Consider the following 14,466-nt stretch of genomic DNA (forward strand, 5'->3'; position numbering starts at 1 on the left):
CACGGTGATTGAGCGGCGTAGGACGCCAATAGGACAGATCCAGTGCCTAGCGCGTGGGCGCCGGCGCGGCATCAATCTTCACCCGCAGCAGGCTGTAGGGTTTCTGGCGCAGATCCTTGCCAGCGTGAAAGATCCCCTGGCGATGCAGTTGGTTGGCCATGAAGTACAGGTAGCCATCCGGGCCGATGGACAGGGTGTCGGGCCAAAGCACTTGTGGGTCGTGGACGATGGTTTGCCACTGCCCGTCCGCCAGGCGTTTGCGCACGCTGTTGTGTTCGTAGTCGCCGGCATACACGGCGCCGACGGCGTCGGCTTCGAGGCCATCGGAGGCGCCTTTTTCCCCAAGGTCCTTGACCGCCATATCGAGCCGCGCTTCGCTGACCGAGGGATCACGCAGCAGTGCGGTCGGTACCGAGTACAGATGGCGGCTGGACAGCGGGCAGAAGTACAACGTCTGGCCGTCTGCCGACAGGGCGATGCCATCGGACGCAACCGCAAACGGCCGGGTGCTGCCGTCGGCGTTGCGCACCTGCAAGACCTGGCCTTCGACCTTGGGCACGAAGCTTGGGTCTACCGAGGTCGACGTGGCGCCACTGAGTCGGCGTATGGCGGTGCCGCTGGCAATGTCCATGATAATGATCGCCCCGGGGCCGCTGAGGGAGGAGTCGGTGATGTAGATCACCCCCTCATCGCCGACCCGAAAGTCAAAGCGCATATCGTTGACGTAGGTGCTGGGCAGCATCACGTTTTTCGGGAATACCAGGGTCTTGACCACTTGATTGGTGGCCAGATCCACGGCCACCAGTTTGGCACCGCCCGGCGTTGGTGATGCGAAGCCGGGGGCGGCGGTATCCAATAGCCAGATACGCCCGCGACCATCGGCCACCACACTTTGCACGCTGATAAAACCCTTGGCCGGGTCCTTCGGATCGGCCTGGTTCATCGCCATGTCAGGGTAGGGCACAACCTTGCCATCGCGCAGTTCAGCGACGGTAAACGGCACGGCATCGCCCCAGCGTGGAAAGTTGACAAAAATCCGCCCGTTTTCGGTAACGCTGACGCCGGTGGGCATGGCGTCGTGGAAGGCGAACACCTGCTCGATGGCGCCAATGGTTTGCTCACTGGGCAACGGCTGGCTCTGGGCGGCATGGCTGTTGCTGGCAATCGTCAAGGCAAGGATCGACCAGATAAAGGGATGCTTGAGGTGCATGAAGAACTCCGGAAATAAGCAGGCAAAGGCGCGTTGCGACTTATGTTGTGCGTTCCCGGTGTATGGAAAAACCCACCAATGGCGCTAACAGTTTCATCGCAATCGAGAAAGTGCAGGGTGTTTGAGCCTTGATTTGCGCCGGTTCACTGTAAATCTGCGGTTGCACGCACTAATGTTGGCCAGCCAACAGTCAATAAACAGTTTGCTGAATAACCGTGTGTGGCATGCCTATTGGTCTGTCGCAAAGTGAGGACTCATGGGGGGTTCAATCTTGGCGTAACTCGTGCAACGGAGTGCGCCTGGCTATATAAATAGCGCATCCACATCGCGCTGAACGCGGCTTGACGCCGGCGCAGGCGATGGCATGAGCATTATTCGGGCAACCAATAAGGGCGTATTTTCATGAGTGAAACCGAACGCGGACAGGCGACAAAGGCCATCCGCAACGCCGATGTGCTGATCATCGGCGGGGGCCTGAGCGGCACCATGCTGGCTGTGCAGTTGCTGCGCTTGCCTGGCACACGGCAGATCCTGGTGATTGAGCCGCGCGCGGAGCTGGGGCGGGGCGAAGCCTATAGCGCGGTGGAGCTGGGGCACACCCTTAATGGCAATGCCGCGCGCATGAGCGTGGACCCGGACAACCCCGATGACTTGACCCACTGGTTGACCGACTACATCGCTGCTGGCGGTTGGCCGGAATCGGACCAGCAACATGTGCCTGTCAGCGAGCTGTTCCCACCCCGAGGGATCTTTGGCCTGTACACGCAACAGCGCCTGGCGCAGGCCCGGGCGCGGTCGACGTCGACGCTGGAACATGTTCGCGCCGAAGTGATCGACCTGCAGGTGGCCCCGAGCGGTGTACACCTGACCCTGGATGATGGCCAACAACTGCAGGGTGCCCAGGCGGTACTGGCCACCGGCATGTTCCCGGCGGCGCGCACACCACAAACCCAATCCAGCGGCTTGAATGCGGCGGCGGTCGACCCGTGGGATGTGCACGCCATGACGCAACTGGACCCACAATCCACGGTGCTGATCATCGGCTCCGGCTTGACCATGGTCGATGCGGTGGTGTCCCTGGAGCTGGCCGGTCATCGTGGGCCGATCGAGATTTTTTCGCGCCATGGCCTGTTGCCTCATGTGCGTCGGCAACCACCGGCCTGGGCGGACTTTCTCGCTGAAGATCACAGCCTGCGCAGCCCGCTGCAGTTAATGCGTGCAGTGCGCCGCCAATGCCAGAGCGCCCTGGCACTGGGTATCGACTGGCAAGCACCACTGGATACTGTGCGCGCCCATATCGGTCGTTTATGGAGCCAGGCCAGCGAACGCCAGAAACGCCAGTTCGTGCGCCACGTTCGGCCCTGGTGGGAGAGCCATCACCATCGCTCGCCGCCGCTGAGCGCCGAGTTGGTGGCACGGCTGCATGGGGAAGGGCGCCTGCGTATCCAGGCAGCATCGTTCCAGGGCGTGGAACCGACAGTGAACGGCGAAGTGACTCTGCGCCTGCGCCGTCGGGGTGAACAGCACACCACCCAGGTCAGTGGGGCGGCGTTGATCAACTCCAGCGGGATCGAATACGACTGGCGCCGCGTGGCCCGCCCGTTGCCCCAGCAACTGTTGGCGCGAGGCTTGATCCAGCCCGGGCCGCTGGCGCTGGGGATTGCGGCCGATACATCGGGCGCGGTGCTGGACGCGCAGGGTGTGGCCAGTGCACGACTCTTTGCCATGGGCCCACCGCTGCGCGGCATGTGGTGGGAGAGCACGGCGGTGACGGATGTGGCGCTGCAAGCTAAGGCGTTGGCATCAACGTTAACGCAACTCTAAATGTGGGAGCTGTGTTTATTTTGGGTTCGCATCCATTTTTACGAAACCGGGCTTGAGTCCGAACACTTCCACACCCTGCGCAGTGGACTGGCCGGTGGTGACCGTTATCCGTTCCACCGGCTTGTCCATCGCCGCCCGGTACTCCACGCTCATAGCCCCGGCATCCCGGCGGATCGCCTGCGCCGGGACGATGATCGCCTGGTCGTTGTTGTAGGTCACGATGGTCAGGCGCGCGCTCATGCCCAGGCGAACCCGTTGTAGTTGTTGCTCGGTCAATTTGGGAATGGACAAGGTCACCGGGAATTGCGCGCTGCCCTGGCTGTCATTGGCGATTGCCAGGCCGCTGACCACGCTGACCGAACCGCTCAGGCGCTCGCCGTCAAACCCGTCGCCCATGACTTCCACCGGCTGGCCCTGATGCAGTTGGTTGATATCCAGTTCCGAGACTTTGGCCACGATTTTCAGGCGTTCGATATTGGCCAGCCCGAACAGCACCTGGCCCTGGCCGACCTTGCTTCCCGCCTGCACCGGTGCGTTGCTGCTTGCGCCGCCCTGCGCGGTGTTGCTGCCCGGTGGGGGCACGACAATCCCGGAAAACGGGGCCTTGACCTCCCGGCCTTCGAGCAGCTTACTCAGGGCCTCGTACTTGACCGTGGCGTTGGTCAACTCCATGTCCGCAATCTGACGGTACTCACCCTTACCCTGGTCCAGGGCTTGTTGCAGTTCACTGCGGGCGGCCGTCAGATCCAGCTGTTGCTGTTGGGCCTGTTGCTTGAGGTCGTCCAATTCGTTGCGCGGGATGATGCCGCGCTTGAACAGGTTCTCGCTTTCAGCCAGTTTGCGCTGTGTGTTGTCGGCGCTCATTTGCGAGGTGCGCAGGCTGCGTCGGGCGCGGCTGACGGTTGGGCTGGCGTCCCAGTCCTGCATTTCCTGCACGGTACGCCGGGCCTTGAGCTGAGCGGAGAGGGCTTCACGCAGTTGCACTTCAAGGGTGGCGGGGTCCATGCGCAACAGGACCTGGCCGGCTTCGACCCGCTGGCCCTGTTCCACCAGGTTGGCTTGCACGTTGCCGTCGAAGGGGGCGGTGAGGGTAATGGTGGTGTCGGGTTCGATCCTGCCGACCAGGCCGATCTGGTGTACCAGGGCGTCATTTTTTACCTCCAGCCATTGCTCGGCGGTGCCGGCCTGGTCGGCGGCAGGTGTTGGGCGGCTGAGCAGCGCAAACCCGCCAGCGCCCAGCAGTATCAGCAGTCCTGCGCCCAGTAGGGCTTTTTTAGTAGTCATTGAGGGCGATTTCCCAACTTTCCAAGGTCATGCCCAGCGTCAGGTCGAGCTGGGTCTGGGCATTCAAATAAGCAATCAGGGCATTGAGGCGCGAGTTTTCGGCGCTGCGCAAGTCAGCTTCGAAACTCAACACCTGGAAGTTGGTGGAGCGCCCGGCGCCAAGTTTGTCCCGCTCGATCTCGATCTTGCGCCGGGACAGTTCCACGGCGCGCTGGGCAATTTCATACTGGCGCCAACGGGTGCCCAGGTCGCGCACCACGTTATTGACGCTGCGCTCCAATTCCTGGCGTGCATCGGTGATCAAGATGGCCTGGTTCTCCACATCGACCCGCGCGCGGACTTCGGCCTGCCGGGTGCTGATATCGCCGATGGGAATGCGCACCTGGACACCGGCATAACTGTCCCAGCGCCGATTGCTGGTACTGCCCGCATCGTTATCGGTGTTGGCGCGGATCTGATTGGCGCCGCCCACCAGGTCGACCTGCCAGCGCCCGGAATCCTTGGCCAGCACCAGATTGAGGTCGGCCTGTTGGCTGCCCAGCAGGGCCGATAGGTATTCGGGCTGCTGGCTCTGCGCCAGGTTGAAAGCTTCGCGTTTGTCGATGTCCATGGGCGATGCTTCGAGGGCTTCAGTGGCACGGATCGGTGTGGCCAGGTCCAGGGCCAGTAGGCGCAGCAACGACAGGCGACTCATATCCAACTGGTTCTGGGCTTCCTCGACCCCCAGTTGCTGCGAGGCAATGTCGGCTTCGGTCTGGACGATTTCGAACTCGGCCATGCGCCCGGCATTGATCAAGGCCTTGTTGACTTCCAGCAGGGTATTGGAACGCTTGAGCGCTTCCTGAGCGATGTTCAGTTGCTCCTGGGCACGTAGCAATTCGCGGTAGGTGGCGATGATCTGGCTGATGGTCTGCGCGACGTTGGCCTTGAGGTTCAAGCGGTTGGCCTGCTCGGAAAGGCGCGACAAGCGCAGTGGTGCGGTGGTGGCGTCCCAACCGGCACCGCGCATCAGCGGTTGGATGATGGCCAGGTCCAGGCCGTCGCTGCGGTAGCGCCCGGCGCGGTTGGCGTTGTTCAGTTGCTGGGTCCAGCCCATGCTCAGCCGGGTGCCGTATTCGCCAAGCAAGCTGGTGGTGGGCGCCAGGTTGGCGTTACGGGCACGGTCGTCGCTGCCTTGGGTGGTGCGGTAGGCACTGTTGAGCACCAGCTTGGGGTTGAAGGCATCTTCGGCCACCCGCAGGTCGAATTTCTGCGCCACCCGTTGCAGGTACGCGCTGCGAATCGCCGGGTTGTTGCGCAGGCCCAGGTACACCGCGTCGCCCAGGGTCAGGCTGGTGAGTTGGGCATTGAGCGAGACACTGCGCTCATAGCCGCTGCGTGTGGTGGTCGGCGCCGAAGGGCGGATCACGATATCGGCCGCCACACACGGCACGCTTACCAGGGCGATCAGCAACAGCAGGGGATTATTCATCGCGCAGTGCCTCCACCGGCTGCAAGCGTGACGCCGAAACGGCCGGGTAAATGCCGAAAAACAACCCCACCAGCAACGTACTGCCCACCCCCAGGGGCAGGGCCGACACGGCCAGGGAAAACTGCCACCCCGACAGCCAGGCGTAGAGATAGGCAGCACTCATGCCCAGTACCGCGCCACACAGCGCGCCGACGGCAGTGAGGGTGACGGCTTCGAGCAGGAACAGGTTGCGGATGTCTCGCTGGCGAGCGCCCAGGGCCATGCGGATCCCGATTTCCCGGCGGCGCTCCGAGACATTCATCAGCATCACATTCATCACGCCGACCCCTCCGCCTACCAGAGAGATGGCGCCCAGGGCCAGCAATAGATAGGCGAACGTGCGACTTTGGCGGGTCATGCCATCGATCATTTGCTGCGGGATCTGGATCTCGACGGTGTGGTCAGTGAGTTGCGCGCTCAAGGCGTTGGTGGCATCGGCGGCGATGCGCTCCATGTCCTGGCCGGCAGCTGCGCGCAGGATCACGCTGCCAATCTGCGGCGCAGAATAGATACGGCGCATGCCAGGCGCCGGGATAAACAGTGATTCGTTGGTTTGCACTGGAATCAGCATTGATCGCGGCTGGTTCTGCAGGATGCCGATGATCAGGAATAGATAGTCGTTGACCCGCACCCGGTCGCCTAGGCGCAGCGGGTCGCCGGGTGTACTCAACGCCTGGGCGATCTGGTCGCCGACCACTGCGTAGGTTTCGCCGTTATCGAACTCGGACAGGAAGCGGCCTTCGCGCAGTGCCAGGCGCATGGCCTCCTTAAGGCCCGGGGTGCTGCCAATCAGGCCGGCGTTGGTGGTGCGACCATGAAACACGACCGGCCCGCTGAACGAGGTAATCGCGCCGATATGGACGATGCCCGGCACCGCCTGGCGCACGGCTTGCAGGTTAAGGCTGGTAGGCATGTGCGCAGTGCTGTTGCCCTTGGGCGGGAACTGCGCCACCAGGGTGTCGGTGCCCATGTCCTTGAAAATCATCGCCGCATCTTCGGCGGCGTTATGCCCGATATTGATCAGCGCGACCACCGATGAACTGCCGATGACGATCCCCAACAAGGCCAGGATGGAGCGCTTGCCCAGGGTTCGCAGGCTGACAAATGCTTCATGCAGCAACTGGCTCAGGCTCTGTTCGACCCGCAGGCTCATACGCACTCTGCCTCATGGACCACGCCGTTGCGTACCAGGATCTGGCGATTCAGGCGTTCGGCGATATGCGCATCATGGGTGACGATGATCAACGTCACGCCTTGCTCGCGGTTCAGGGCCAGCAGCAGATCCATGATCTCCTGGGCGGTGTGGCTGTCGAGGTTGCCGGTGGGTTCGTCGGCCAGAATCACCGCCGGCGCGCCCACCAACGCCCGGGCAATCGCCACCCGCTGGCGCTGGCCGCCGGAGAGGTCGGCGGGGCGATGATGGGCCCGTTCGGCCAGGCCTACCTGTTCCAGCATATGCAGGGCCCGCGCTACCGATTCCTGGCGCGATACACCGCGATAACCCAGGGGCAGGGCAACATTGTCCAGGGCGCTGAGGCGCGGTAGCAGGTTGAAACTCTGGAATACAAAGCCGATCTGCTGGTTGCGGATCGCGGCCAGTTGGTCCGGTGTCGCGTTGAAAATGTCATGGCCGGCGAAGCGATAGGCGCCGCAGTCCGGTAGGTCCAGCAGGCCGAGGATATTGAGCAGGGTACTTTTGCCGGAGCCGGATGCGCCGAGGATGCCGCAGCTGTCGCCACGGGCGATGGACAGGCTGACGTCGTTGAGAATGGCCAGGTGCTGCCCAGCCAATTGATAGCTTTTACCGATGCCTTGCAGGGAAATAAAGCCTGGGAGCGTTGGGGTATCTGTCATCATGACTACGCCTTGCGCTTCGGCAATCCTGCTTGCCCCCTGAAAATACTTGTAACATGTTCAGGGCCTGCTTTGCGGCTGCCAACAGCTGGTTTTTATTCTTTTTTTAAAAACATTGTTTGAATAGTAACTGCGATCCGGCGGGTTCGCCAGCCACAGAGATAGAGCCGTTTTTCTGGGAATAGAGCCGATACCGGCGCCTGGAAAACGCCCGGGCCAACCCTGGGGCGAACGTTTTCGGCGAGACTCACCACGCGTTTGGATAGTATTGCGCACTGTCACTACTTGCTTTCGTGCACCTGCCCCGGTATAAAAAATCAAATTTTTTTTTAAAACATATTTCCTCCGTGGAACTTATATGGTCGCGAAGAAACTCAGCGCTCCAAATGTAACCAAGACTCGACTGCTGGATGCGACAGAGGCTCTCTTCATCAAATACGGCTACGACGCCGTGTTGTTGCGGCAAATCACCGAGAAGGCTCAGGTCAATCTCGCCGCGGTCAATTATCACTTCGGGGACAAGGATTCCCTGATGAAGACGCTATTGATGCAACGCCTGGAGCCGCTCAACGAGCAGCGCCTGGAACTGCTCGCCCGCTGCGAAGCAGAGTCTGACGGCCCGCTCGATTGCGATACCTTGCTCGGCGTTTTGTTCGCCCCGGCCATGGGCCTGGAGCGCAGCGATCCGGCCAGCGGCGAAGGGCGCTCCTTCATCCGCTTCCTGGGTCGGGTCTACAGCGACACGTCGCCGTTTATCCAGGAGTACCTCAAGGTGCATTACCAACCGGTGTTCCAGCGCTTCTTCGAAGCCTTCGCCCTGGCGTTGCCCGACCTGCCGCGCAATGAGCTGGGAGTGCGTCTGCAATTTGCCCTCAAGGCGATTTCCGGGGTGATGGCTGGCACCGAACTGCGCCTTTTGATGAACTCCATGAGCCTGGGACGCCCGGCCACCGACGCGGAAGTCATGGCCAAGCTGATCACCCTGGTCTCGGCGGCCATTCGTGTGCCGCAGCAAAGCCCGGAAGCGGAAACCGCGCTGGCGCGGGTACTTGATACCCAGCGTGCGATTCGTGGACAGTCTGCGCTGCCGACCGGCAGCAAAGTCGCGGGCTGAACCCATCGCACGGATCAAATGGATTAGGCCCCACTACCTCTCGTGGCGAGCGGGCTTGCCGGAACGCCGTATCGCCCGCGTTGGGGTGCGAAGCAGCCCCAAAAACAGTCTCCGTGCAATACTGGTACACCCCATTCGTCCTCCATTGGGGGCGCTACGCGCCCCAACGCGGGGCAAGCCCGCTCGCCACACAAATACGGCCATCTAAGTAAAATATAGTTGTTTAAAATCAATAACTTATTTTATTTTTGATAAGGGTGTAGGCGACTCGGCTTCACCGCCATATCGAGTCGGCTCTATCGCCTGCGCTAGGCTCAACAGGTGCTCGCACAAGTTTGGCGGTGTCGTTCTGATCAAATTACGCGCAAAAAAAAGCCCGCTGGGGCGGCGGGCTTGATATGCAACATTTGTAACGGATGAGGCTTCACCTTACGGTTGTGAATGTGAATAAAACGTGAAAAAAATGTAAGAAAAAATGTAGGCAAAGTTTATCTGTAATACGGCTTTGACCACTCGTCGCTACTGTCAACTTTGACAGCTAGACGCTGGAGCTCCTCGAGCGTTTGATTTCTCCAGTGGCGTGTTCCTTGCGCGCCTTACACCTGGAGAGAAATCATGCCTAGAAAACGAGCCGCTCCCCATCTGAACGTGGAGGCACAGGAAGATCCCGAGGTAGCCCAAGGGACATCCCTCCAAACATCCGAAGGCGCTGATAGCGAACCTTCACTCTCTCCAGATGAACCGCCTCGGGTGGTGGAAGATCTTGACTCACCCTACACCTCGCCTGCACAGGTGGTCCCCGTTGAAGGGGCGGCCTACGGTGTGGGTATCCGCCATCTGGAAGAAGGCCTTACTTATGTCTTCGAGCGTTGGGACCAGATCAATGTGGGGGACACCTATCGGATCTACATGGCGGGGATAGTCTTGGCGGAGGCTGAGGTGACGTCAGAAAACTTAGGCGACAGCCGGTTTTTTGTAACCGTTCCCAGGGAGCATGTGCCGCTGGGCTGGGTGTCGGATGTATTTGGAGAAGTCGAAAGGATTGGTAGCGGACGGCTCAGCACATCCGCGCCCCAGCGTGTGTTTACCAAGGATACCCGACCAGGTGGTGCCGATGAGCGGCCCCATGAGAGTTGGCACTCCAAGTTGCTACTGACGCTATCGGATGTCCTTATTGACTCTGTTGTGGCGGCCCGTGGCATTACCGCCACGATCAAGCATTGGGAACATATGCGGGTCAACGACTTGGTCATGTTCTACTGGGGGGCGCACAGGTTTGATGTTCCGCCGATCACCGAGGACCAGGTAGGACAGGATCTGGTAATTCACATCAATCGAGATTTTTTGCACTGGGCCGACACTGGGCACTTTGTCGTGCAGTTCTATTTGTTCGATGAGGTGCGCAATCGTTCTGGCGAGTTGCAGCCATGGTGCAAGCCGGTACCAGTGGTAGTGGACCTGAAACTTACATTGCTGGCAGAGCCCATCATCATCGAAGCCGATGAGCCAACGATGGTACTGGATGCCGACGCGCTTGGCAGAGCACCGGCGACTGCCGAAGTCGCGGTTTTGCGCGGCGGGCCTTTTAATATTGGCGATTTCATTGTGCTGACGGTCCAGGGTACGACGGTTGACGGCGAGTACGTCCACTTGACCATGCGTCAGGAAGTCCTTCGTCTGAATGTATTCCTTGAGTTCCCGATACATAACGAATTTGTCAGATCGCTGATCCAGAGCACCATCTCTGTGTCGTATGTTCGGGAACGAGTCGGGGAGGATGACCTACCCTCCAGAACGTCCACCTATACGGTGGCCGGGGTTCGTTTTGAGTTGCCCAAACCCTCGGTTGACCAGGCACACGGGCCGTCAATCCCGGCGGATTTACCTTATATCACCACGCGGATGCCAGATTACCAACCGCCAGGCAATGCCGGGGACGCGCTGAAAGTCGAGATCTCTGCCCACTATCCGGACGGCAGTATTGAGCGCCGGTCAAGCTCACGTGTAGCGGGTAATCATCCACGGCTGCGGGATTTCCTTAATCCGGATTACTCCATTTTCGAAGGGCTGCGTGATACCAATATTCACTATGTTGTATCTGATGCTGCGGGAAGCCGTGAGTCGGATCGCTTGTGGGTGCAGATTGGCCGCCCTCCAAGAGACTTGCGCGCCCCGATCATTCAAGAGGCCGTCAATGGCAACATCGACCCTGCGCATCTTGGCAGTGTCGGCACCCTTGAATTGCAGGATGAGTTCAAATCCGGGGACATCGTCATTGTTGAATTTATCGGTTCGCTGACGGGTAGAGAAACTGTTGAATACATTGTGGGCGTGGCAAGCAATCCATTTATTGCTGATGTCGCCCGGCGGTTGTTTCTCGATAATCTCGACGGCACGCTCACTGTCAGTTACTTGCGTCAGCGATTCGACGTCATTCAGTACTCTGAGGCGGTGGTGGTCACGATAGGCACCGCCCTTGGAGAGTTGTTCCTGCCTCAAGTGCTGGAAGCAACAACAGGACCGGACGAACTGGACCCGGCATTGGTCTGGCCAAATGGCGCAACGGTGCGGGTGCGTTATGAGTTCATCAAGCCCACCGACAAAGTTCAAATGTGCTGGCAAGGTCTTCCTGGGCTAGGGAGTCACTTTGAGTTGGTGGAAAACCAGAGTGGGACCTTTATTGACTTCAGGATTCCGACCGCACCTATCGGTTTCAATATCCACCCCAGTGGACGCACCATCCAAGTGTTTTTCAAGGTCATCCGCAACGGCTTTGAAACGCCTTCGCCGGTTCTGATGTTGCACCTTTTACCGCTGGTTCACCCGGCGGGGCCATTGATCGACAGCATTGGCGACAACGCTGTGCTGGAAGTGCCATTGCTCCAGGACTTTGATGAGACCCGTGTCGCCCCCTGGATCTATGCAAGTCAGGGGCAGCGCATGTGGTTGCGCTATGACGGTATCCGCAACAACGGGAATACCTATGTCAACGAAGTTTATCGGGGGCGAGATGTCGATGCGGTAGAGGTCATCAATGGCATCACCAGCGAAACCCCGGTACTGGCTTTGCGTAACTTGCAGGATTGGTCAGAGTTGACGATCCGTTTCTGGGTCACCTTCGACCATAGTGGAGACTTGGCCAATGCCATATTGTTCGAAGTCAGACATCACATGGTCCAACTTGTGGTCAACACGTACCCCCATCCTCGAATCAAAGACTCTGTACCGCTTGACGAGCCAGAGGTGACGATTGATCCGGTGGTTGTGGAAAACAAGTGCCAGGTGCTGGCGAGTTACGAGAACATGAACGTTGGCGGAACGGACCGCATTACCCTGTACTGGATCCTGGCAAGTGGCGTCGTTATTGAAATCGGGACACAGGACGGCCTGGCTGGCGGCACTGTTACCTTTAATATCTCCAATGATGTGCTTGCCCAAAGTGTGAACAGCGTCTTTTCTCTGCAGTACACAACGGAGCTGGGGCGTGGTGGCACGGCTGAGTCGGAGGTGCAAAAGGTCACGGTCGCCACTATCCAGCCAAGTCAATTGCCACGCGCGTTGATCAATGGTGTTGCCCACGGAGGAGCACTGAGACCTTCCAGCATGAGCGGTAATGCCACGCTGGGCATGGCTAAGTGGCGCTTGAGTCGTACCGGGCAGCGTGTCTGGATAACCCTGAGCAGCTCGGGTGTTGCGCCACTGGAGGTCCTGGAGGACTATCCGATCACCTCCATTGAAATGGCCAACGGGCTTGTGAACAAACCCGTATTGCGCAGTTGGCTGCTGAGTCTGCAGAACAATGCAGCGGTCGTGGTGTCGGTGTTTGTGACCTTTGATGGCAGTTCTGATAAGTCCGCAGCCGTTGTATTCCCCACAACTCAGTACACCATCGTACATACCGCGCCGCTTGTCTTCTCGGAAGCGCCGGTCAGTTTGACTGGACGTACTTATCTGATTCCCGGAAATCCCCATGTATTGCCGGCGTTTAATTCGGGTAACTCAATCACCCGCGTCGCCTCGGGAGGTACACCCGGGTATTTCTATTCGTCGAGTAATACCGCAGTTGCAGTCGTGACACAGACGGGGTTCGTGAGCGTGCGGGGCAATGGCTGGGCGACGATCAGTGTTCGCGATAATTCGGTGCCGCCACAAACCAGGAGTTACACGGTATCGGTTGCGGGCGTTGTGCAGTGCTACGGGCTGGGACAAGGGACTTACCCCGATATCATCAATGCGGCCAGCCGCCAGGGGGTACGCCTCGCCAATATCTACGAACTGCGCGACTTGAGCAATGCGTATGGCAGTCAGTGGCCGATGGGGAACGCCTTGTACTGGTCAAGTACCTTCTCGCATAGCTTCCTCTTCTTCAGTTACTACTACGGGAGGAATATAAACAACGGGGGCGAAGCAACAATCAAGCAATGGGTTGGCAGTCAATTCCTGGGGGTAGGGCTCAGGTAGAACCTCTCGAGGAGCCAGAAAGCAATCGCAATAATCGGGGCGGATTTATTTATAGAATAAGTCCGTCCCGCTTCTCCATCTCGGACGTGTTTCTCCTTAAATTCCCCAGCGTCCGGCGTTCTTGGCCAACCGCTCGCGCATCGCCTCTACATTCGCCATCAATTGCAGCGTCAATAACCGATACCCATCCAGTGCGCTGTACACCGGGGTATCCGGCATAGGGTCGCCGCCAGCAATGTGACTTACTCGCTCCAGGCGTTCCGTTATCCCGGATTTCAACGCCCGCGCCATCCCGATCAACTGCACGCGAATCTGCCGATGCTCAGCCTTGAGCGCCAGTTGCATACGGGCCAGTGCCTGCTTATCCCGTGGATCAGGTCGAGTGTTACCGAGAATTTCCAGAGTGCTGATGCACATCCGCAGATGCCGCTGGATCGCATCCAGTTCGGTCATGGAAATCCGCACTTCCTTGGACACCGACGGCATCAGCGAGCGCAGTTGCAGCATCGCTGCATTCAAGCGATTAAGCAGTTTGAGATGCTCATCATCGGTGACCGACTGGCCACTGATGATCCGGCTGTAGATGGCGGCGCAATCACGCAGCGCACTGGCCAGGTTGTAGCGCCAGGAATACACCGCATACAGCGGCAGGGCGAAGGAAAACGCCAGCGCCAGGGCGATGCCGATCAGGATATCCACGGTGCGCCACAGGCCATCGGACAACGGGTTAGCCCCATGGCCTGCAACGATAAACACGGTGATCGCCGACAGCAGCGCGGTGTATCCACCCTTGCCGATGGCGTGGTAGGAAAAGAACCCACACACCACTGACATCAGCAGATAGGTGAGCAGCGGCTGACCCACATACGCCTCTTGCACCACCAGCAACAGGCCGACGCTGGCACCGATCAGCGTGCCATAGGCCCGCTCCACGGCTTTCTTGCCGATATTGCCGTGGTGCTGCAAGCCGCCGATGACCACCAGCATGGTGACCGAGGCCCATTCGCCATGGGGCAGGTTCAGACCGGTGGTGAGCAGGATGGTGGCCAGCAGGCCGATGGACACACGCACGGCGTGGATCAGTTTGGCGTTGCGATAGCGGCGATAGGGATCGAGCAGGGGCCGCAACAGGCGGCGGGCGAAGGGCGGCAGGTTCATCGGGATTAAGAGGGCCTCATCGATAGATGTCATGCAGTCCAATGTGGGAGT

Annotated in this window: 9 protein-coding genes; 3 read left to right on the forward strand and 6 right to left on the reverse strand. The window is 59.5% G+C overall.

Annotation, left to right across the window (positions count from 1 at the left end; all coding sequences use genetic code 11):
- Positions 1-46 precede the first annotated feature (46 nt).
- On the reverse strand, positions 47-1,210 hold the full coding sequence (locus HBO09_RS09120; RefSeq protein WP_169992872.1) for an L-dopachrome tautomerase-related protein: 1,164 nt from the start codon (positions 1,208-1,210) through the stop codon (positions 47-49).
- 402 nt (positions 1,211-1,612) lie between these two features.
- Between HBO09_RS09120 and HBO09_RS09125 the strand changes: the two genes are divergently transcribed.
- A complete protein-coding gene (locus HBO09_RS09125) occupies positions 1,613-3,034 on the forward strand; it encodes an FAD/NAD(P)-binding protein (RefSeq protein WP_169992870.1) in 1,422 nt (473 codons plus the stop codon).
- Positions 3,035-3,049: 15 nt separating this feature from the next.
- On the opposite strand, the gene HBO09_RS09130 is transcribed toward HBO09_RS09125, so the two are convergent.
- Genes HBO09_RS09130 through HBO09_RS09145 form a run of 4 tightly spaced genes read right to left on the reverse strand, consistent with a single transcriptional unit; the run spans position 3,050 to position 7,685 of the window.
- Positions 3,050-4,318, reverse strand: coding sequence for an HlyD family efflux transporter periplasmic adaptor subunit (locus tag HBO09_RS09130; RefSeq protein ID WP_169992868.1), 1,269 nt, complete (start codon positions 4,316-4,318; stop codon positions 3,050-3,052).
- A complete protein-coding gene (locus HBO09_RS09135; protein ID WP_169992866.1) occupies positions 4,308-5,789 on the reverse strand; it encodes a TolC family protein in 1,482 nt (493 codons plus the stop codon). Before HBO09_RS09135 ends, HBO09_RS09130 begins: the two co-directional genes overlap by 11 nt.
- Positions 5,782-6,981, reverse strand: coding sequence for an ABC transporter permease (locus HBO09_RS09140; RefSeq protein WP_169993232.1), 1,200 nt, complete (start codon positions 6,979-6,981; stop codon positions 5,782-5,784). Before HBO09_RS09140 ends, HBO09_RS09135 begins: the two co-directional genes overlap by 8 nt.
- Positions 6,978-7,685 carry an ABC transporter ATP-binding protein gene (locus HBO09_RS09145; protein ID WP_169992864.1) on the reverse strand — a complete coding sequence of 236 codons (708 nt, stop codon included), beginning with the start codon at positions 7,683-7,685 and terminating at the stop codon, positions 6,978-6,980. The genes HBO09_RS09140 and HBO09_RS09145 overlap by 4 nt, the downstream gene beginning before the upstream one ends.
- A gap of 355 nt (positions 7,686-8,040) precedes the next feature.
- On the opposite strand from HBO09_RS09145, the gene HBO09_RS09150 reads away from it, so the two are divergent.
- Entirely contained in the window at positions 8,041-8,796 is a 756-nt protein-coding gene (locus HBO09_RS09150; RefSeq protein WP_169992862.1) for a TetR/AcrR family transcriptional regulator, read from the forward strand.
- Between the two features lie 615 nt (positions 8,797-9,411).
- Positions 9,412-13,257 carry a hypothetical protein gene (locus HBO09_RS09155; protein WP_178120228.1) on the forward strand — a complete coding sequence of 1,282 codons (3,846 nt, stop codon included), beginning with the start codon at positions 9,412-9,414 and terminating at the stop codon, positions 13,255-13,257.
- A gap of 96 nt (positions 13,258-13,353) precedes the next feature.
- On the opposite strand, the gene HBO09_RS09160 is transcribed toward HBO09_RS09155, so the two are convergent.
- Entirely contained in the window at positions 13,354-14,415 is a 1,062-nt protein-coding gene (locus HBO09_RS09160; RefSeq protein WP_169993228.1) for an FUSC family protein, read from the reverse strand.
- Positions 14,416-14,466 lie beyond the last annotated feature (51 nt).

The organism is Pseudomonas sp. WS 5027, assembly GCF_012985695.1.
Classification (GTDB): Bacteria; Pseudomonadota; Gammaproteobacteria; order Pseudomonadales; family Pseudomonadaceae; genus Aquipseudomonas; species Aquipseudomonas hygromyciniae.

What these genes read in the sequence shown, in the direction of transcription:
- HBO09_RS09150 (WP_169992862.1), top strand. Translation starts at nt 8,041, where the DNA reads ATGGTCGCGAAGAAACTCAGCGCTCCAAATGTAACCAAGACTCGACTG.
- HBO09_RS09125 (WP_169992870.1), top strand. Translation starts at nt 1,613, where the DNA reads ATGAGTGAAACCGAACGCGGACAGGCGACAAAGGCCATCCGCAACGCC.
- HBO09_RS09160 (WP_169993228.1), bottom strand. Translation starts at nt 14,415, where the DNA reads ATGAACCTGCCGCCCTTCGCCCGCCGCCTGTTGCGGCCCCTGCTCGAT.
- HBO09_RS09155 (WP_178120228.1), top strand. Translation starts at nt 9,412, where the DNA reads ATGCCTAGAAAACGAGCCGCTCCCCATCTGAACGTGGAGGCACAGGAA.
- HBO09_RS09130 (WP_169992868.1), bottom strand. Translation starts at nt 4,318, where the DNA reads ATGACTACTAAAAAAGCCCTACTGGGCGCAGGACTGCTGATACTGCTG.
- HBO09_RS09135 (WP_169992866.1), bottom strand. Translation starts at nt 5,789, where the DNA reads ATGAATAATCCCCTGCTGTTGCTGATCGCCCTGGTAAGCGTGCCGTGT.
- HBO09_RS09145 (WP_169992864.1), bottom strand. Translation starts at nt 7,685, where the DNA reads ATGATGACAGATACCCCAACGCTCCCAGGCTTTATTTCCCTGCAAGGC.
- HBO09_RS09120 (WP_169992872.1), bottom strand. Translation starts at nt 1,210, where the DNA reads ATGCACCTCAAGCATCCCTTTATCTGGTCGATCCTTGCCTTGACGATT.
- HBO09_RS09140 (WP_169993232.1), bottom strand. Translation starts at nt 6,981, where the DNA reads ATGAGCCTGCGGGTCGAACAGAGCCTGAGCCAGTTGCTGCATGAAGCA.